This is a genomic window from Niveispirillum sp. BGYR6, from assembly GCF_027568365.1.
In the GTDB taxonomy this organism is placed as follows: Bacteria; Pseudomonadota; Alphaproteobacteria; order Azospirillales; family Azospirillaceae; genus Niveispirillum.
Map to the genome: position 1 here is coordinate 101,202 of NZ_JANLNL010000001.1, position 18,055 is coordinate 119,256.

The window sequence follows — 18,055 nt, forward strand, 5'->3', positions numbered from 1 at the left end:
GGACTATGGACCTGGCTTGCCAAGAAGCTCCACTTCAAAACGCCGATCATGCTATAATATTTTGTTAGAACGTTCTGGATCATAAGGATTGCTGCGGTGCAGGAAATCCCGAAACTGCGGGCATTACAGGTTATTGCGGAGGTTGTTCGCACCCGCAGCACGGTGGCGGCGGCCGACGCCGCCCACATCTCCCAGCCGGCGGTGACGCAGACGGTGGCCAAGCTGGAAGCGGCGGTGGGGGAGGTGCTGTTCACCCGTACCGGCACGGGGATGGAGCCGACCGAACCCGGCCGCCGCTTTGCCCAGCGCATTGGGCGCGCGTTTGATCAGTTGCATCTGGCGGAACGCGAACTGGGGGTGCCGGGGCTGGGGGGCCGGGTGACCAGCGTGCAACTGCGCACCCTGGTGGCGGCGGTGGAGGCGGGCAGCTTCACCCTGGCCGCCGCAAAGCTGGGCGTGTCACAGCCCAGCGTCAACCGGGCCATGCGCGATCTGGAAAGCCTGTGTGGTCGCCCCCTGCTGGCCCGTACCCCCCAGGGGCTGGAACCCACGCGGGAGGCGCGCGGGCTGGCCCGGCTGGCGGCCCTGGCCCTGGCGGAAATCCGCCAGGGGCTGGAAGAATTGCGCGAATGGCGGGGCCAGATGACGGGGCGGGTCTCCGTCGGCTGCCTGCCGCTGGCCCGGTCGCACCTGTTGCCCGAGGCGATAACGGGGCTGCTGGCCCGTTACCCGGAGGCGCAGGTGCGGATCATCGATGGCCCTTATGCCGAACAGTTGCATGAATTGCGGCATGGCGGGCTGGACCTGATTGTCGGCGCGCTGCGCCTGCCGCCGCCCACGCCGGATATCGAACAGGAGGTGCTGTTCGTGGAGCCGCTCTCCATCGTGGTGCGGGCCGATCACCCGATCCTGGCTGAAGGGCAGCCGTCGGCGGCAGCCCTGGCGGCGCTGGACTGGATCGCGCCACGCGACGGCACACCCGCCCGCGCCCATTTCGCCAGCTTCTTCGACGCTGCCCAGGTGAAGCCGCCGCGTCACATCATTGAATGCAGTTCCCTGATCGCGTCACGCGGGCTGTTGATGCAGAGTGACCGGGCCGCCTTGCTGTCCGCCAGCCAGGTGCGGCAGGAGGTGGAGGCCGGGTATCTGGCCGTGCTGCCGCAGCCCTTGCCCGGCACCGAACGCCCCATCGGCCTGACGGTGCGCAAAGGCTGGCAGCCGACGCGGGTGCAGGCGGCGTTGATGGAACTGCTGCGGCAGGGGGTGCAGTAGTGGATAGTTTAATCTCCATTTTGGAAATAATCTTTGCAAAATTAGTCTTAATATGAGAGCTAACTTTGCCTAATTATCTAAACTGGAGAAGGGGGTTTTGATGAAAATTTGGGCAATTATCAGCATTGTGCTTGTTGTTTTGGGTGTGCTTGTGTCTACCGCTTTTCCCCCAGTGGGAGCGGGGATGGCAAGCTTGGGCTTCAGTATCATGTTCTGGGTATGGGCTATCAGTCATTTAAGGCGTCACCATAATGCAATGGATCAGCAGATCGCTCTGCTGAAAGATATCAAAGCCAGCCTTCAAGGCAGTTCGTCGAACTGATCTGGCTTTTATTGATGCTATCCTCGGCAGGGGGGCTGCGATCACCCCCCCGCCCCCCGACGAAAACGGCCGGGGGAACAGCCGATGCGGCTGGTGAAGAAGCGGTTGAAATAGGCGGGGTCAGTGAAGCCCAACTCAAACGCCACCTCCGCCACCGGCAGATCGCCGTACAGCAGGCTGTGTTTCGCCTCCGCCAGCAGCCTTTCATGCAGCAGGTCGATGGGCGCGCGGCCTGTCACCTCCATGCAGGCCGCACGCAGCCGGCCCGGTGTGGCGCCCAGGGCTGCCGCATAATCCGCCACCGACCAGCCGTCGCGGAAATGGGTGGCCAGCAATTCGCGGTAGCGGGCCACCAGCGTCACCCGTGGCCCCCGTGCTGCTGCCCCGGCTGCCCCTTCCACCAGCCTTGCGGCGCGTAAACTGGCCAGCAGCAGCGTGGTCAGCAACCCTTCCACCATCAATTCCCGGCCCGGCCTTTGTTCCTCCATCTCCGCTTCCAGAGCGGTGGCGAGTGGCAGACACAGCGTATCATTGGCGGGCAGGGGCACGGTGCGGGCGGCGGAGAACAGGTTTTCCAACCCAGCCTCCCGCCGGGCCAGCGCGTGCAGCAGCGGGTCCACGAAGGTGATGACAAAACCCTGGCTTTCTGGCCCGAAATCAAAGCCATGCACCTCCCCCGCTGGGACCAGCAGCAGGGCAGGGGCGGTGAAGCCGTGTGCCCGCCCGCCGGCCAGCATCGCCCCGCTGCCTTTGCCCATCACCAGCACATGGTTCAGGTCCGGGTGGGCATGGGGGGCGATTTTCCAGCCGCTGGGGCGGGAGCGCCGTTCCAGCGTTTCGGCATGGATGAACCGTTCATCCGCCTTGGCCGGCGCTTCACCATAGAGAAAGAAACGCGGCACCAGCGGGCGGGTGGGGCGCATCGGCGAATCCTCAATTTATGCTGTTATGCAGCATTACGAAGGATCGATGAAAAGTCCAATTTTTTGATCGCTGCGTGTCCTGTTTGTTGGGTGAACCTTTTGTAGCATCGCACCAACAACGCTAAATCAATGGAGAGGAAACGGCGATGCGTACCCAGGTGGCGATTATCGGGGCGGGTCCGGCAGGTTTGCTGCTGTCCCATCTTTTGTACAAGGCCGGGATTGATTGCGTGATCCTGGAACGGCGCGACCGCGCCTATGTGGAAAGCCGCATCCGCGCTGGCATCCTGGAACAGATCACCGTCGATCTGCTGCGCCAGGTCGGCGTGAATGAGCGGATGGACCGCGAAGGTCTACCGCATGACGGCTTCGCCATGGCCACGGGTGAGGAGACGATCCGCATCGATATGGCGGCGCTGACCGGCAAGAACGTCATGGTCTATGGCCAGACAGAGGTGACGCGCGACCTGATCGACGCCGCCATTGAGCGCAACATCCCCCTGCTGTTCGAGGCGGAGAATGTCGCCGTGCATGAGGTGACGGGGGCTAAGCCCATCGTCACCTGGACCCGCAACGGGAAAGAGGAGAAGCTGGAGGCGGATTTCATCGCCGGCTGTGACGGGTTCCACGGCGTGGCACGCGCCTCCATCCCCGCCGACAAGCTGTCCTTGTTTGAACGGGTGTACCCGTTCGGCTGGCTGGGCCTGCTGGCCGATGTGCCGCCGTGCGACCATGAACTGATCTATGCCAGCCATGAGCGGGGTTTTGCGCTCGCCTCCATGCGCTCCCACACCCGCTCACGCTATTATGTGCAGGTGCCGCTGACGGAGAAGGTGGAGGAATGGTCGGATGACCGGTTCTGGGATGAACTGACCGTCCGCCTGGGGCCGGATGTGGCCCCGCGCATCACGCGCGGGCCGTCGCTGGAAAAATCCATCGCGCCGCTGCGCAGCTTTGTGGCGGAGCCGATGCGCTATGGTAACCTGTTCCTGGCCGGTGACGCCGCCCATATCGTGCCGCCGACGGGGGCCAAGGGCTTGAATCTGGCGGCCTCCGATGTGGCCTTCCTGGCGGAAGGGTTGATCGACCATTACAAGGGCAGCGCCACCGGGCTGGAGCTTTATTCCGCCCGTGCCCTGTCGCGCATCTGGAAGGCGGAACGTTTCTCCTGGTGGTTCACCAGCCTGATGCACCGTTTCCCGGATACCGATGCCTTTGGCCGGCGGATGCAGATGGCGGAGCTGGATTATATCAAGGGCTCCGAAACCGCCCGCCGCACCGTGGCGGAAAACTATGTCGGGCTGCCGCTGCGGTAGAGCTGCTTTCGGTTGACCGGAAACAGGCCCGGCGATTGAGAAGAACGAAAGGTTAAAGCCCGTTTCCGCACAGCGGAAACGGGCTTTAACGTGGGTAATTCACGGGGATAGGGGGCAGCCCCCTATCCCCGCTGCTCCACCGCGCCGGGGAACCGGTCCACGGTGCGCAGGGCTGGGAACAGCACGGCCCAGATCAGCACCACGGCCAGCGTGCCGATACCGCCCACCACCACGGCGGGCCCAGCCCCCAGCCAGGCAGCCATCACGCCGGATTCGAACTCCCCCAACTGGTTCGATGCGCCGATGAACAGGCTGCTGACGGCGCTGACTCGGCCCCGCATCTCGTCCGGGGTTTCCAACTGCACCAGCGACTGGCGGATGAAGACGCTGACCATATCGGCTGCCCCCATCACCACCAGCGCGATGCCGGCAATGATGGCGGAACTGGTCAGGCCGAAAATCACCGTACCAACGCCGAACGCCGCCACGCAGATGAACAGGGTCCGCCCCACCTGCCGCCGCACCGGCCAGATGGATAGGGCCAGGCCGGTGGCCAACGCGCCGACCGACGGCGCGGCGCGCATGATGCCGACCAACATGGGGCCGGCACCAAACTGATCCTTGGCCAGAATCGGCAGCAAGGCCGTGGCCCCGCCCAGCAGCACGGCGAACAGGTCCAGCGAAATGGCGCCCAGCACGATGGGTTTGGCCTTGATGAAGGAAAAGCCGGCCAGCAGCACCTGCATGGAAACCTTCTTGGCGGCTTCCTTGGGCGTGCGCGGTTCCAGCTTGATCAGCCAGACCAGCACGAAAGCCGTGGCGAACAGGGCGGCGCTGACGGCGAAAACCGTGTGACCGATCACGCCATAGAGCACGCCGCCCAGCGCCGGGCCGATGATGCTGGCCCCCTGCCAGGCTGATGAATTCAATGCCACGGCGCGGGGGAAAATCTCCCGCGGGACCAGATTGGGCACCAGCGATGCCGCCGCCGGCATCTCAAACGCCCGGCCCACGCCCAGGATGAACACGGCGATGAAGGCGGGCCAGATCGGGGCATTGTCATTCCACAAGGCCATCCAGAGCAGCATCATGGCGATGATGTCCAGCGTCTGGCAGACATTGATGATGCGCCGCCGGTCGAACCGGTCGGCGACATGACCGGTGATCAGCACCAGCAGGATCGATGGCAGGAATTCGGCCAGACCGACGAATCCCAGCGCGAGCGCGCTGCCGGAAACATCGTAGATTCGCCAGCCGGTGGCGACGATCTGGATTTGCAGGGCCAGGATGGCGCAGATGCGGGCGAACCAGTAAAGCCGATAGCCGGAATAGGCGAACGGGCTTTGCGGCTTTTCAAGCGGGGAGGGGGCAGACATGGCACCGGATCGGGTAACGGGCGACAGGTTGGAACTATGCGCCAGCCCCGATCCGGGCGATAAGGGTGCATCCTGCAAGGCAGAATATCGTCTGGGGCAGGACAGGATGTCAGGGGAACCATGATGGCACTGAAGGATGATGTGGTGGTGCGGGTGGCGCAGCGGCGCGATGTGCCCGACATGCTGGCCCTGCTGCGGGAAGACAGCCTGGACCCCAATGCCACCGACGTGAATGCCACCGACCTGACGCCCTATTACGAGGCGTGGGACGAGATCATGCTGGATCCCAACGCCGAAATGCTGGTGCTGGATGTGGATGGGCGGGTGGTCGGCGTGGCCCAGCTGAACTATATGCGCCATCTGGCGCGCGGCGGGATGCGGCGCTGCATGATTGAAAATGTGCGCATTGCCAGCGCCTTTCGTAACCAGGGTCTGGGCGAAGTGCTGATCGAAAATTGCCTGGATCTGGCCCGCGCGCGCGGCTGTGCCCTGGTGCAGCTGACCACCAACGCCCAGCGGACCGATGCGCACAGGTTCTACCAGCGCTTAGGCTTTCAGGCTTCGCATGTCGGCATGAAGCTGTATTTGTAATGAAGCGGTGGGATAACGGCCCCACCGCCCGTCCTGATTTTCACCAGAGCAGCCGAGAGAAACGGAACATCATGAGCACTATCGATCCGTCCGCCCCCGTCCGCGTCGCCATTCTGGGCGCTTCCGGCTATACCGGGGCGGAACTGATCCGATTCCTGCTCCGCCACCCGCGCGCCCGCATCGTCGCCCTGACGGGCGAACGCGCCGCCGGCAAGCCGGTGGCTGAGGTGTTTCCGCATCTGGCCCCCTATGATCTGCCGGCCCTGACCAAGATTGCCGATGTCGATTGGTCGGGCGTGGATTTCGTCTTCTGCGGCCTGCCACACGGTACCACGCAGGAAGTGATCGCCGGCCTGCCCGAACATGTGCGCATCTGCGACCTGTCGGCGGATTTCCGCCTGTTCGACGTGGAAACCTATGCCCAATGGTATGGCCACGCCCACAAGGCCCCGGCGCTTCAGGAAAATGCCGTCTATGGCCTGTCGGAAATCACCCGCGAGGCGGTGGCCAAGGCGCGGCTGGTGGCCAACCCCGGTTGCTACCCCACCGCATCGCAATTGCCGCTGATCCCGCTGCTGCAGGCCGGGCTGATCGAGATTGATGATATTATCATCGATGCCAAGTCCGGCGTGTCCGGTGCCGGGCGCGATGCCAAGCAGGGCAGCCTGTTCACGGAAGTGACCGAGGGCATCCACCCCTATGGCATCGCCAGCCACCGCCACGCGCCGGAGATTGAACAGGGCCTGACGCAGGCCGCCGGCAAGGATATTGTGGTTGCCTTCACCCCGCATCTGATGCCGATGGCGCGCGGCATCCTGGCCACCACCTATGTGAAGCTGAAGGGCAGCGCCACGGCGGATGATTTGCGCGACATGCTGCGCAACACCTATAAGGATGAGCCGTTCGTGAAGGTGCTGGCCGATGGCGTGGCCCCGCAGACGCGCCATGTCCGCGCCTCGAACCTCTGCCTGATCAATGTCTTTGCTGATCGGCTGCCGGGCCGCGCCATCATCATCTCGGCCATCGACAATCTGGTGAAGGGGGCTTCAGGTCAGGCCATCCAGAATTTCAACATCATGTATGGCTTTGAAGAGACGCTGGGCCTGGACCTGGTGCCGGTGTTCCCATGACCAGCCCGCTGCAGCCCACTATCCTGCCCTTCAAGGGCAAGCTGCCGGTCATCGACCCCACTGTCTTTCTGTCCAATGCCGTGGTCATTGGTGATGTGGAGATCGGGGCGGAGAGCAATATCTGGTTTGGCGTCACCATCCGTGGTGACGTCAACGCCATCCGCATCGGCCGTGGCACGAACATCCAGGATGGCAGCGTCGTGCATTGCACGCGGGAGCGCTTCAGCACGACCATTGGCGACAATGTGACGGTGGGCCATCTGGCCCTGCTGCATGGCTGCGTGGTGGAAGATGGGGCCTTCATCGGCATGAAGGCCTGTGTGATGGATGGGGCCGTGGTGGAAGCCGGCGCCATGGTGGCGGCCGGCGCGCTGGTCACCCCCGGCAAGCGGGTGAAGGCGGGGGAATTGTGGGGCGGCAGCCCCGCCAAGTTCCTGCGCCCGCTGACGGAAGAGGATGTGCGGGTCCAGATGGGCATTGCCCCGCACTATGCCAGCATGGCCAAGCAATATCTGGCAGAGGTTGGCGGCGGGGTGTGAAGGGGGCCGGGCCTGCCTATTCCCCTTCTGCCGGGGCGATCTTCTCGGCCACCGCGTCACGCTGCCGCCAGGGCAGCAGCTTCATCGTCAAGATGAAGGCTGACAGCAGCAGACAGATGAAATTGGTGACGATCAGCGGCCAGTCGCCCTGCAGCAACCCATAAAGGAACCAGCAGCAAAAGCCGCCGACCGTCAGCATATACATGCGGGCGGAGATGGCGCTGGTGTCACGCTGGCGGATGATTTTCCAGGCCTGGGGCGCGAAGCTGAGGGTGGAGCAAAGGGCGGCCAGCGTGCCGATGATGGGGATCAGTTCCATTCGCCCCCCTCCCCCCGCACCAGCAGGGCCACCGGCAACACGCTGAAGAGATCCGCCGCCCGCACCGGCCCGCCCGGCATCTGCCGCCCGGTCAGGGTGCAGCGCCAGCGGCCGGGCGGCAGGGGCAGGCTGGTATCCCGCCAGCCACCATTGGCGGCCAGGGCCAGGGGCAGCCGGGTCGCGGCGGTGATCACCGTCTGCCGGTCCCTTTCACGGGCGAAGGCGACCAGATGGTTGGCGGCCACGCCGTCCGCCTGCATCCCCTCATAACCGCCATCGCGGAACAGGTCCGGCAGGCGGCGGCGCAGATGCAGGGCTTGGCGGGTGACAGCCAGCTTCACCGCCCCGTCTTGCCAATCGGCCAGCAGGCGGCACATCAGCCCCGCCGGGTCGGCCTGCAAGCCCTGTTCGATATCATCCAGCAGCCCGGCGCGGGTCTTGTAATCCACCGGGCGGCGGTTATCCGGGTCCACCAGGGTCAAATCCCACAGGTCGGCCCCCTGATAGAGATCGGGCACGCCGGGGGCGGTCAGCTTCACCAGGGTCTGGGTCAGGCTGTTCACCACCCCCGCTTCGGCGATACGGGCCTGGAAAGGCAGGAAGGCCTCCAGAAAGGCAGGGCGGGTGGGGTCCAGCGCATCGCGGGCAAAAGACAGCATTGCCTCTTCATAGACGGGATCAGGGGCGACCCAACTGGTGTGGCGCTTGGCCTCCCGCAGGCTTTTCACCAAGGCACCTTCCAGCCGCTCCCGCAGGCTGGTCAAGGCATCCGCCTCGGGAATGCCGATGCCGGTCAGCTCCGCCGGCCAGACACCCAGCAGAAGCTGATAGAAGAAATATTCGTCATTGCGGTCAGGCGGGGCCGAACCATGCAGATCGCCCCGGCGGGCGCGCAGGATGCGGCTCCAGGTTTCCACCTGCCGGCCCCATTCATCCGGCACCTCCGCCAGCAGGGCCAGCCGCGCGCGCACATCCTCCCCCCGCTTGGTGTCATGCGTGCTGGTGCCCAGCATGGTGTGCGGCCAGTATTTCGCCCGTTCGGCATTGGCCTTGTGAAAGGCGGGCAGGGGCACGCCCATATGGTCGGGATGGCCGCCGACCTCGTTCAGGGCGATCAGCCGGTTGAAGCGGTAAAAGGCCGTATCCTCCAGCCCCTTGGCCATCACCGGCCCGCTGACCTGCTGGAACCGCATGGCCAGCCGCACCGCCTGGGACCGGCTGTAACCGCTGCCGGGGCGGGCCACCAGATCACTGGTCAACAGCCGGTGCAGGAAATCAAAGACGGAACTGTCCAGTTCCGGGGCATGGCGGCGGGCATGGGCCACCGCCCAGTCAATATCGCGCCGGTCTTCCGCCGTTGCCTCCCCGCCATCGACATAGGTGCGATAGACGGGGAAGGCGGCGATGATCTCCTTCAACCCGCGCTGCAGGATATTGCGGGTGAAATCGGTGGTGCGCGGGTTCTGGCGGGCCAGCCGGGCGGCATCGCGCGCCAGCACATTCAATTCCCCCGCCAGCTCGTTCTCCATAATGCGCAGCTTGGCCTCGCGCACGATGGCGGGGAAAGGCTGTGTCTGGCCGGTGAAGCTGTGATAGGTGCCGGTCAGGGCCAGTTCGCCACCGCCATCCACCAGCAGGCCCAGGATCAGGTTGGTGAATTCATAGCCGGTGGTGCCCTCCACCGGCCAATCCGCCCGCAGGCTTTCATGCCGGGCCAGGATTTTCTCCAGCACCAGATAAAAGGGCATCGGCGCCTTTTCCCGCAGCCAGCGGCAATAAAGGCCGGGGTCGGACAGGCCATCAATATGATCGATGCGCAAGCCCTCCACCACGCCTTCCCGCAGCAGCCGGAACACCAGCCCATGGGCATGGTCGAACAGTTCCGGCAATTCGATGCGTAGGCCCGCCAGTTCATTGATATTGAAGAAACGGCGGTAATTAATGTCATCCGCCGCGACGCGGAAATGCGCCAGCCGCCAATATTGCCGCTGGATCAGCCCATCCAGCCCCATCCAGCTTTCCAGATCGCCGGTCAGGCCGGTGAATTCCGCCACCGCATCGGCCACCGTCTGCGCTGCCTCTGTATCGCTGGCCACCAGGGCCGCCAGTTCGGCCTGCAGCTCCCGCGCGCGCCGCACCTCATGCGGGTGGTGGGCGGACAGGTTGGCGAAGGCATCGCCGATCCGTTCCAGTCCCGGATGGCGGTTGCCCAGCACGGCGGCATAATCGCAGGCACAGATGGGCAGCCGGTGGGTGCCATAGGCCCAGACGGAAAAACGCCCCTCCTCCGCCTCAAAGCGCAATTCAATATCGCCGGCGGCCAGCACCGCCCCATATTGATCGCCCAGGAAGGGCAGCAGCAGCTTGCCCTGCAGATAGCGTTTGTCGGGATCCCAATCGATATCGAACCAGCCGGCAAAGGGGCTATCCGGCCCCCATTCCAGCACATCCAGCCACCAGGGATTATCCGACCCGCCCACCCCCATATGGTTGGGCACGAAATCCAGTATCTGGTTCAGGCCATTGGCGCGCAGGGCGGCTACCATGCGTTCAAACGCGGCGACATCGCCCAGTTCCGGGTTCAGCCGGTGATGATCAACAATGTCATAGCCATGCGTGCTGCCCGGCCGTGCCTGCAGATAGGGCGAGGCATAAAGATGGCTGACCCCCAGCCGCGCCAGATAGGGGGCCAGGGCGGCGGCATCATCGAAGCCGAACTCCCGGCGGAATTGCAGGCGATATGTCGCCAGCGGCACCGGGTTGCGGATATCAGCCATGGTTGGGTTCTCCTTCCGCCGGGGCCGGGGGGATGATGGCCCAGCGCACGCTCCAGGGGCCCAGCGTGCCGGTGTCGGACACCGCGCCCTCCACCCAGATTTCCCGCCCTGGCGGCAGGGCGAATCCGGCCCTTGTCTCCGGCCCCAGATTGGCGGCCAGCGCCAGCACCCCGCCGTCGCCCAGCCGCCATTCCACCATCAAGCCATGATCGCCCAGGGTGCGGTATTGCCCGGCCCCACCTGGGATGCCGGGCAGCAGGGGGATGATTTCCTGGCGCCGCAGGGCCAGCAGGGCGCTGTACCAGCCCAGCCACGGCCCCTGTTCCGCTGCCGCCCAATCCAGCTTGGCGGACAGAAAGGTTGCCTCTGCCGTCGGGTCGGGAATGCGGGCGCGGGCGGCTGCATCCTGAAAGGCGAGGAAACGGGCAAATTCCTGCCGCCGTCCTTCCCGCACGGCATCCTTCAGATCCGGGCCCAAATCGCAGAAAAAGGGGAAGGGACTGGTCGCCCCCCATTCCTCCCCCATGAACAGGAGCGGGATTTGGGGGCACAGCAGATAGAGACAGGCGGTAGCACGGACAGCCTGTTCCGGGGCCAGGGCGTGGATACGGTCGCCAAAGGCGCGGTTGCCCACCTGATCATGGTTTTGCAGGAAACTGACAAAACGGCTGGGGGGCAGGTGTGCACTGGGCTCCCCCCGCGGGGAGCCGCGATAGGCCATCACCTCCCCCTGAAAGGCAAAACCTTCCGCCAGGGCGCGGGCCAGTTTGGCGATATCGCCCTGATAATCGGCGTAATAGCCGGCATCCTCCCCCGTTACCGCCACGTGCAAGCCGTGATGCAGATCATCATTCCATTGTGCGGTGAAAACATGCCCCAGGCGGCGCGCCTCGTTTTCCTCATTCTCCAGGATCAGATGCACCGGGCGGGGGCCGGCGGCGGCGCGCAGGCGGCCCGCCAGCTCATCCAGCAGATGGCGGGGGCTTTCATCGCGGATGGCGTGGACGGCATCCAGGCGCAACCCATCCAGATTGAATTCGTCGATCCAGTACAGGGCGTTATGGATGAAGAACTCCCGCACCGGCCCGGCATCCGGCCCATCAACATTGATGGCATCGCCCCAGGGCGTCTTATGCGCATCGGTGAAGAAGCCGGGGGCATAGAGCGGCAGGTAATTCCCCTCCGGCCCGAAATGGTTATAGACCACGTCCAGCAGCACCATCAGCCCGCGCGCATGGGCGGCATCGATCAGGGCCTTGAAATCATCCGGCTGGCCGTAGCAGGCGGCGGGCGAATAGGGCAGCACCCCGTCATAGCCCCAGCCGCGTGTGCCGGGAAAGGCCGCCACTGGCATGATTTCCAGCGCCGTGACCCCCAGCCGGACCAGATGGTCCAGCCGGTCGATGGCGGCCCGGAAGGTGCCGGCGGCTGTGAAACTGCCAATATGCAGTTCATAGATCACCGCCTCATGCCATGGCCGGCCCGGCCAGCCGGTTTCCTGCCAGCGATAGGCAGCGGGGTCCATCACTTCGCTGGCCCCATGCACCCCATCCGGCTGGTGGCGGGAGGCCGGGTCCGGCACGGCTTGGCCGTCCGGGAGCAGAAACCGGTAGCGATCCCCCGGCCCGGCATCTTCCACGGTCAGCTCATGCCAGCCGCCGGGCAGCGCCTGCAGGGGCATCGGTTCTGCCCCATCCAGGGCCAGCAGGATTTCTGCGTGCCCCGGCGCCCACAGGCGAAAGCGCACACCGCCATCCGGCAACAGCGTCGCCCCAAAGGGCATATCGTGATGGCGGGCCTGATGGGGGGGCAATGTCATGGCGGGCGTTGCTTTCCTGGCCGTGCGTGCCGCCATGCAACGCCACCGGATGCTGCTGGTTCCCGGGCTGTCCCTAAAGCGTCGGCAGGCTGTGCCACCCGCTCCAGCAGACATAAAGCCCGACCAGCAGGATCAACCCGGCGGAGAAATAGGGGGCGCGGCGGGCCAGTGTATTGAAGCCGGGCCAACGGCTGGCGGCATGGCGCACCGACAAAGCCGCCGCCACGCCCACCAGCACCAGGGTCAGCGCCAGCCCGATGCTGAAACACAGCACCAGCGCCACGCCCAGCGAGAATTCCTTCAGTTGCAGGCAGAGCAGCAGCACGGTGATGGCGGCCGGGCAGGGGATCAGCCCGCCGGTCAGGCCGAACAGGATGATCTGCGGTGTGGTCACCGGGCGCCCGGCAAAGCGCTGCTCAATCTCCCTCGCGTGCTGCCGTTCATGGGCCCCCTGGGGTTCGTCATCATGATCGTGGTCATGATGGTGGGGATGATCGTGGTCATGGTGATGATGATGATGCCCATGCGGGTGCAGGTCGCGCCAGGTGCGCCACAGCATCCATAGCGCCACCAGCAGGATGATCACGCCCGACGCCAGTTGGAACCAGCCCTCATTGGCCTCCACATCCATATTCTGGCCGAAATGCAGGCCGATCAGGGCCACGCCCCACACCACCAGCGTGTGCGACAGGGTGGCCGACAGGCCCAGCAGCACCGCCTGGGTGACCGTGCCGCGCACGGCGACGATGAAGGCCGCCATCATGGTTTTGGAATGGCCCGGTTCCAGCCCATGCAGCGCCCCCAGCAGGATGGCCGTGGGCGCGAACAGCCAGGCATGGGCCGTGCCTTCGCGCAACAGATCGGCAAAGGGCGTCATGATGCATAACCTTCAGAGATATTTGGTGATTTCGGCAATGCTGGCCATGCGCTCCCGCGCCTCCTTGGGCAGGGGGCCGGTCACCTCCTCCAGATGATGCTCAATATGGTGCAGCACCAGTTCGGTCTTGGCCTTGTCCAGCGCCTTCAGCACGGCCTGAAGCTGCTGGGCGATGGTCAGCGCGTCGCGCCCTTCCTCCAGCATTCGCAAGGTGGCGCCCAAATGCCCATGGGCACGGCGCAGGCGGTTCATGATCTCGGGGTCTTGTGCATGGCTCATGGGATGGAGCCTAGCACCGGCTGGGACAGTCGGCGAGTCCTATCCCCTGGGAGGGGATATGCAGTTGATAAACTGATGGATTCGATTTGAATTATGCGCTTTTCTTATTGTCGGTTCCGGCCCACCTTTGCCGTCATCCCCCTCACTGGCGGCGGCTGCCGCCCGATTGAAAGGTTCGCCTGTCATGAAAGCCGTTGGTTACCAGAAGGCCGGCCCCGTGGATGGCGCTGGCGCGCTTGCCGATATCGAATTGCCGGTGCCCACCCCTGGCCCGCATGATCTGCTGGTGCAGGTGGCGGCCGTCTCCGTCAACCCGGTCGATACCAAGGTGCGCCGCAACGCCGCCCCGGCAGAAGGCCAGCATAAGGTGCTGGGCTTTGATGCCGCCGGTACCGTTACCGCCGTCGGGTCAGCGGTGACGCTGTTCAAGCCGGGTGATGCGGTGTTCTATGCCGGCGATCTGACGCGGCCCGGCACCAATGCCGAATATCATCTGGTGGATGAACGCATCGTCGGGCCCAAGCCGGCCAGCCTGGATTTCCCCGCCGCTGCCGCCCTGCCGCTGACCGCCATCACCGCCTGGGAAATGCTGTTTCACCGCATGCGCGTTCCCTATGGCGTGAAGAACCAGACGGGCACGCTGCTGGTGATCGCCGGCGCCGGCGGGGTGGGGTCCATCCTGATCCAGTTGGCCCGCCGGCTGACCGGCTTGACGGTGATTGCCACCGCATCCCGCCCGGAGACGGTGGCATGGGTGCAGAAGATGGGCGCCCACCACGTGATCGACCATCGCCAGCCGCTGGCGGAGGGCTTGCGCGCCATCGGCATCAAGGCGGTGGATTATGTCGCGGCCCTCTCCAACACTGATCAGCATATGCCCTCGATCGTGGAGATGATTGCCCCGCAGGGCCACCTGTCGGTGATCGACGATCCGGCGACGTTTGATGTGCTGCCCTTCAAGCGGCGCAGCGTGACGATTTCCTGGGAGTTCATGTTCACCCGGTCGATGTTCGCCACGGCGGACATCATTGAACAGCACCGGCTGTTGAGCGAGGTCTCTGCCCTGGTGGATGCCGGCCTGCTGCAAACCACGCTGACCGGGGTGGAGGGCACCATCAATGCCGCCAACCTGACCCGGTTGCATCAGTTGCTGGAAAGCGGCCGCTCCTTCGGCAAGAAGGTGCTGGCCGGGTTCTGAGGGGGCGAAACAGTTTCGGCCTTCTCCACCGTCACCCCGGCGAAAGCCGGGGTCCAGCATCGTAGAGCAAAGCGCCTGTGGCCTCAGGACCCCGGCCTGCGCCGGGGTGACGGTGGGTGCAGGTTTGAAACGTACCCACCACCGGAGCCCCCCGATGCGTCACCCTGATCTGGAAATCGACCTGTTGCGGGCCTTCGTGGCGGTGGTGGATGCGGGCAGCTTCACCGCCGCCGCCGATCTGGTGGGGCGGTCGCAATCGGCGGTCAGCCAAAAGGTGCTGCGGCTGGAGGAAATCCTGCAGCTTCGTCTGTTCGACCGCACCAGCCGCAGCCTGCGCCTGACCGCCCAGGGGGAAAGGCTGCTGGTATCGGCCCGGCAGATGCTGGAATTCAATGATCGGCTGGTGGCCGACCTGCGTTCCCCCCTGGCGTCGGGCACCTTGCGGCTGGGCATATCGGAAGATTTCATCCCCCAGCAATTGCCCCGCCTGCTGGCCCGATTCAGCCGGCTCTACCCCGCGGTGCATCTGGAACTGATGACCGGCCTGTCCTGTGCCTTGCTGGCGGCCTATGATGAGGGGCGGCTGGATGCGGTGATCGCCAAGAAGGACGGCACCGCCCAGCGGGGTCGGGTGATCTGGCGTGAACAACTGGTCTGGATGGCGGCGGCGGACCAGCCGCTGGACCTGTCCGGCCCCTTGCGGCTGGTGATGCTGCCGGCCCCCTGCACCTATCGGGAATTGATGGTGTCCGCGCTGGGGCGCAATGGCCGCAACTGGGTGGCCGCCTGCACCGCCAGCAGCCTGATGGGCGTGCAGGCGGCAGTCGCAGGCGGGTTGGGGGTGACGGTGCTGGGCCGCTGTTTCCTGCGCGACGGGTTGCGGATATTGCCCGAAGGGCCGGACTGGCCGGCCCTGCCCCAGACGGAAATCACCGTGGTGGGGGAAGACCGCGCCGGCGATCTGGTCCGCCCGCTGGTCGGCTTTCTGACCGAAAGCCTGGCCGGCGGGGCGGGGATGCCGGTGGCGGCCTGAGTTGGGATCACTGCGACAGCAGCAACGGCAATTCCGCCTTGTCCAGCAGTTTGCGCGTGGCCCCGCCGAAGACGAATTCGCTGATCCGGGAACGGCCCACGGCCCCCATCACCAGCATGTCGGCGTGAAGTTCGCGGCAGCGTTCCAGCAAAATGGCCCCGGCATCATCGCCCGGCCGCTGGTCCAGCACGGCGCGCACGCCATGGCGGGCCAGATGGGCGGTGATGTCAGCACCCGGTTCCTGCCCATATAGCCGGCGCAGGCGGGCATCGGGGGCCACCACCACATGTACCTCCTCTGCGGCGATCAGGAAGGGCATGGCGGCGGCAATGGCGCGCGTCGCCTCCCGGCTGGCATTCCAGCCCACCACGATGGGGCCGCCGATACGGGCGGCCGACCAATGGGCCGGCAGGCAGAGCGTGGGCCGGCCGGAAGCAAAGATGATGTCATTGGCCAGCCCCAGCAGGCTGGGATTGGCGATATCGGGCTTCAGCGGCGGGCCGACGATGGCCAGCCCGGCGTGACGGGCGTGCAGCATCAACCCCTCGCCCGTTTCATCCTCTGCCACCCGCCATTCGGCGGTGAAGCTGCGGCGCTGGCACAGGGTTTCAAATCGGGCGCGGTTATCCAGCATCGCCGCCTGGGTGCGCAGGCGATGCTGGTTCAACATCTCCGTCAGGCCGACGCCGATGGCAAAACCGGCGTGGCGATCCAGGTGCAGCGGATTAATGACATAGGTGGCGATCAGATGCGCCTGCCAGCGTTTGGCCAGTGCGGCGGCGTAGTTCAACCGTCCGTCGCTGCCTTCCGTCTCTTCCAGAAAGACGACGATATCCTTGGGTTCCATGGCGTGTGTGCCCTTGATCGATCATGTGTCAACTGGTGGGCATCATGCCTGTGGGCGGCGACGGTTTCCTTGATCTCGGTCAAAGGTTTCCCGGCAAGATCATTAAAACACGCCGAACAGGTAAAGCAGGATGATGATGGGGATGGGTATACCCACGGCCCAGAGCAGAATGCCACGCATCGCAACCTCCTTCTTGTTTCCAAATGAATAACGATCCGGGCGGCCCGCTGGTTCCCGCCGGCAGACCCTTTAGTGCTCAACGCATAGAAGGGCGACCGCGCACATTGCTTCCGCTCGCGGTAGGTTTGCGGCACACCGTCACCCACCCACCGGAGGAAAACCACGATGAGTGCCGAACCCTTCCCGATGCGCAAGGCGCGCGATCACGCCGTGGCATCCATCATTGAACGGGCCGAAGCCGACCCGGAATTTCGCGCGCTGCTGCTGGCCAATCCACATGAAGGGGTGAAGCGGACACTCGGCATCGACCCGATTCCCGGTTTCAAGATCAATGTGGTTGAAGAAAAGCCGGGCGAAGTGACCATCGTGCTGCCGGCCGCCCTGGAAGAAAGCGAATTGTCGGACGAGCTGCTGGATCTGGCCTCCGGTGGCACCTCCTTCAGCGCCTTCATCCTCTATGGCCCGCCGTACCCGGACAGGAAGCCGAAGAATCGCTGATCTGTTTTACGTCATTCCATCTGCCCAATCTGTTGGGGCAGAGGCATTCGTGGCCGTCGGTGACAGTACCGGCGGCCATTTCTTTTTCATTCGCATGACATGGTGTCGAAACTATTTATATTAATGTTTGATTATATTTGGGATTTCCGTTTTGCAGAGCCTTTCAAACATTTTTCATAGAGATTGTGGCACCCTTCTTTCAGTGGTTACCGATAATAATGCGGCCTGTTTGTTACACCCTTTATCAGAGGTGCCAGGATGACCGCTGAAATCTCCCCCCTGAGCAAGGCCCGTGCCCATGTGACCGCCGGCCTTATCGAGCGTGCCGAGGCTGATCCGGCCTTCCGCGCCCTGCTGCTGTCCAACCCGCATGAGGCGGTGAAGAGCCTGCTGGGGGTCGATCCGATCCCTGGTTACAAGATCACTGTGGTGGAAGAGCAGCCGGGTGAAGTGACCATCGTGCTGCCCGCCGCCCTGGATGAAAATGAACTGTCCGACGAACTGCTGGATCTGGCGTCTGGCGGTGTCAGCTTTAGCGCCTTTGTTGATTGGGAAACCTGGTACGGCATTAAGAACAGTAACCAGAAGTCCAAGAAGGGCCGTTGACCTGATCCTTGTTCCCGCTGCCGGGGGCATTGCATAGGCCTTACAGGCCGCCGTTCCCCATGGACGGCGGCCTTTTGCTTTTCATCCGTTTGTCGGGATTGCCCCAGCGGCTTGCGACATGTTGGTCGCCATATGATTGGCAGACCGGGATTT

Annotated in this window: 18 protein-coding genes; 10 read left to right on the forward strand and 8 right to left on the reverse strand. The window is 64.4% G+C overall.

Features of this window, described 5'->3' with window-relative positions:
• The first annotated feature begins 96 nt into the window (after positions 1–96).
• Both PCJ49_RS00395 and PCJ49_RS00400 read left to right on the forward strand, forming a co-directional pair.
• Positions 97–1,272 carry a LysR family transcriptional regulator gene (locus tag PCJ49_RS00395; protein ID WP_269909203.1) on the forward strand — a complete coding sequence of 392 codons (1,176 nt, stop codon included), beginning with the start codon at positions 97–99 and terminating at the stop codon, positions 1,270–1,272.
• A 100-nt stretch (positions 1,273–1,372) separates the two neighbouring features.
• Positions 1,373–1,594 carry a hypothetical protein gene (locus tag PCJ49_RS00400; protein WP_269909204.1) on the forward strand — a complete coding sequence of 74 codons (222 nt, stop codon included), beginning with the start codon at positions 1,373–1,375 and terminating at the stop codon, positions 1,592–1,594.
• A gap of 41 nt (positions 1,595–1,635) precedes the next feature.
• Here PCJ49_RS00400 and PCJ49_RS00405 read toward each other — a convergent pair whose 3' ends face one another.
• Positions 1,636–2,517, reverse strand: coding sequence for a helix-turn-helix domain-containing protein (locus tag PCJ49_RS00405; protein ID WP_269909205.1), 882 nt, complete (start codon positions 2,515–2,517; stop codon positions 1,636–1,638).
• Positions 2,518–2,663: 146 nt separating this feature from the next.
• Between PCJ49_RS00405 and pobA the strand changes: the two genes are divergently transcribed.
• Positions 2,664–3,833, forward strand: a complete 1,170-nt coding sequence (gene pobA, locus PCJ49_RS00410; RefSeq protein WP_269909206.1) for a 4-hydroxybenzoate 3-monooxygenase — start codon at positions 2,664–2,666, stop codon at positions 3,831–3,833.
• A gap of 122 nt (positions 3,834–3,955) precedes the next feature.
• Here the strand turns inward: pobA and PCJ49_RS00415 are convergent, their stop codons facing one another.
• A complete protein-coding gene (locus PCJ49_RS00415) occupies positions 3,956–5,209 on the reverse strand; it encodes an MFS transporter (protein ID WP_089289363.1) in 1,254 nt (417 codons plus the stop codon).
• A 120-nt stretch (positions 5,210–5,329) separates the two neighbouring features.
• Between PCJ49_RS00415 and PCJ49_RS00420 the strand changes: the two genes are divergently transcribed.
• The 3 genes from PCJ49_RS00420 (at position 5,330) to PCJ49_RS00430 (ending at position 7,469) form a co-directional block, all read left to right on the forward strand.
• Positions 5,330–5,800 carry a GNAT family N-acetyltransferase gene (locus tag PCJ49_RS00420; RefSeq protein WP_269909207.1) on the forward strand — a complete coding sequence of 157 codons (471 nt, stop codon included), beginning with the start codon at positions 5,330–5,332 and terminating at the stop codon, positions 5,798–5,800.
• A gap of 71 nt (positions 5,801–5,871) precedes the next feature.
• Positions 5,872–6,930 (forward strand): N-acetyl-gamma-glutamyl-phosphate reductase, encoded by a 1,059-nt coding sequence (gene argC / locus PCJ49_RS00425; protein WP_089289361.1) that lies wholly within the window; start codon positions 5,872–5,874, stop codon positions 6,928–6,930.
• Positions 6,927–7,469 carry a gamma carbonic anhydrase family protein gene (locus PCJ49_RS00430; RefSeq protein WP_269909208.1) on the forward strand — a complete coding sequence of 181 codons (543 nt, stop codon included), beginning with the start codon at positions 6,927–6,929 and terminating at the stop codon, positions 7,467–7,469. Before argC ends, PCJ49_RS00430 begins: the two co-directional genes overlap by 4 nt.
• Positions 7,470–7,485: 16 nt before the next feature.
• Here PCJ49_RS00430 and PCJ49_RS00435 read toward each other — a convergent pair whose 3' ends face one another.
• The 5 genes from PCJ49_RS00435 to PCJ49_RS00455 form a co-directional block, all read right to left on the reverse strand.
• A complete protein-coding gene (locus PCJ49_RS00435) occupies positions 7,486–7,788 on the reverse strand; it encodes a SemiSWEET transporter (RefSeq protein ID WP_269909209.1) in 303 nt (100 codons plus the stop codon).
• Entirely contained in the window at positions 7,779–10,565 is a 2,787-nt protein-coding gene (gene treY, locus PCJ49_RS00440) for a malto-oligosyltrehalose synthase (protein ID WP_269909210.1), read from the reverse strand. The genes PCJ49_RS00435 and treY overlap by 10 nt, the downstream gene beginning before the upstream one ends.
• Entirely contained in the window at positions 10,558–12,384 is a 1,827-nt protein-coding gene (treZ, locus tag PCJ49_RS00445; RefSeq protein WP_269909211.1) for a malto-oligosyltrehalose trehalohydrolase, read from the reverse strand. The genes treY and treZ overlap by 8 nt, the downstream gene beginning before the upstream one ends.
• Positions 12,385–12,457: 73 nt before the next feature.
• Positions 12,458–13,261: a nickel/cobalt efflux transporter gene (locus PCJ49_RS00450; RefSeq protein WP_269909212.1), complete on the reverse strand. Its 804-nt coding sequence runs from the start codon at positions 13,259–13,261 to the stop codon at positions 12,458–12,460.
• Between the two features lie 12 nt (positions 13,262–13,273).
• On the reverse strand, positions 13,274–13,540 hold the full coding sequence (locus tag PCJ49_RS00455; protein WP_089289074.1) for a metal-sensing transcriptional repressor: 267 nt from the start codon (positions 13,538–13,540) through the stop codon (positions 13,274–13,276).
• A gap of 184 nt (positions 13,541–13,724) precedes the next feature.
• On the opposite strand from PCJ49_RS00455, the gene PCJ49_RS00460 reads away from it, so the two are divergent.
• Both PCJ49_RS00460 and PCJ49_RS00465 read left to right on the forward strand, forming a co-directional pair.
• Positions 13,725–14,738 carry a zinc-binding alcohol dehydrogenase family protein gene (locus tag PCJ49_RS00460; RefSeq protein ID WP_269909213.1) on the forward strand — a complete coding sequence of 338 codons (1,014 nt, stop codon included), beginning with the start codon at positions 13,725–13,727 and terminating at the stop codon, positions 14,736–14,738.
• 154 nt (positions 14,739–14,892) lie between these two features.
• Entirely contained in the window at positions 14,893–15,771 is an 879-nt protein-coding gene (locus PCJ49_RS00465) for a LysR substrate-binding domain-containing protein (protein ID WP_269909214.1), read from the forward strand.
• Positions 15,772–15,778: 7 nt separating this feature from the next.
• Here PCJ49_RS00465 and PCJ49_RS00470 read toward each other — a convergent pair whose 3' ends face one another.
• Positions 15,779–16,618 carry a universal stress protein gene (locus PCJ49_RS00470; protein WP_089289077.1) on the reverse strand — a complete coding sequence of 280 codons (840 nt, stop codon included), beginning with the start codon at positions 16,616–16,618 and terminating at the stop codon, positions 15,779–15,781.
• 345 nt (positions 16,619–16,963) lie between these two features.
• Between PCJ49_RS00470 and PCJ49_RS00475 the strand changes: the two genes are divergently transcribed.
• A complete protein-coding gene (locus PCJ49_RS00475; RefSeq protein WP_089289078.1) occupies positions 16,964–17,296 on the forward strand; it encodes an NHLP leader peptide family RiPP precursor in 333 nt (110 codons plus the stop codon).
• 258 nt (positions 17,297–17,554) lie between these two features.
• On the forward strand, positions 17,555–17,902 hold the full coding sequence (locus tag PCJ49_RS00480) for an NHLP leader peptide family RiPP precursor (RefSeq protein WP_089289079.1): 348 nt from the start codon (positions 17,555–17,557) through the stop codon (positions 17,900–17,902).
• Positions 17,903–18,055 lie beyond the last annotated feature (153 nt).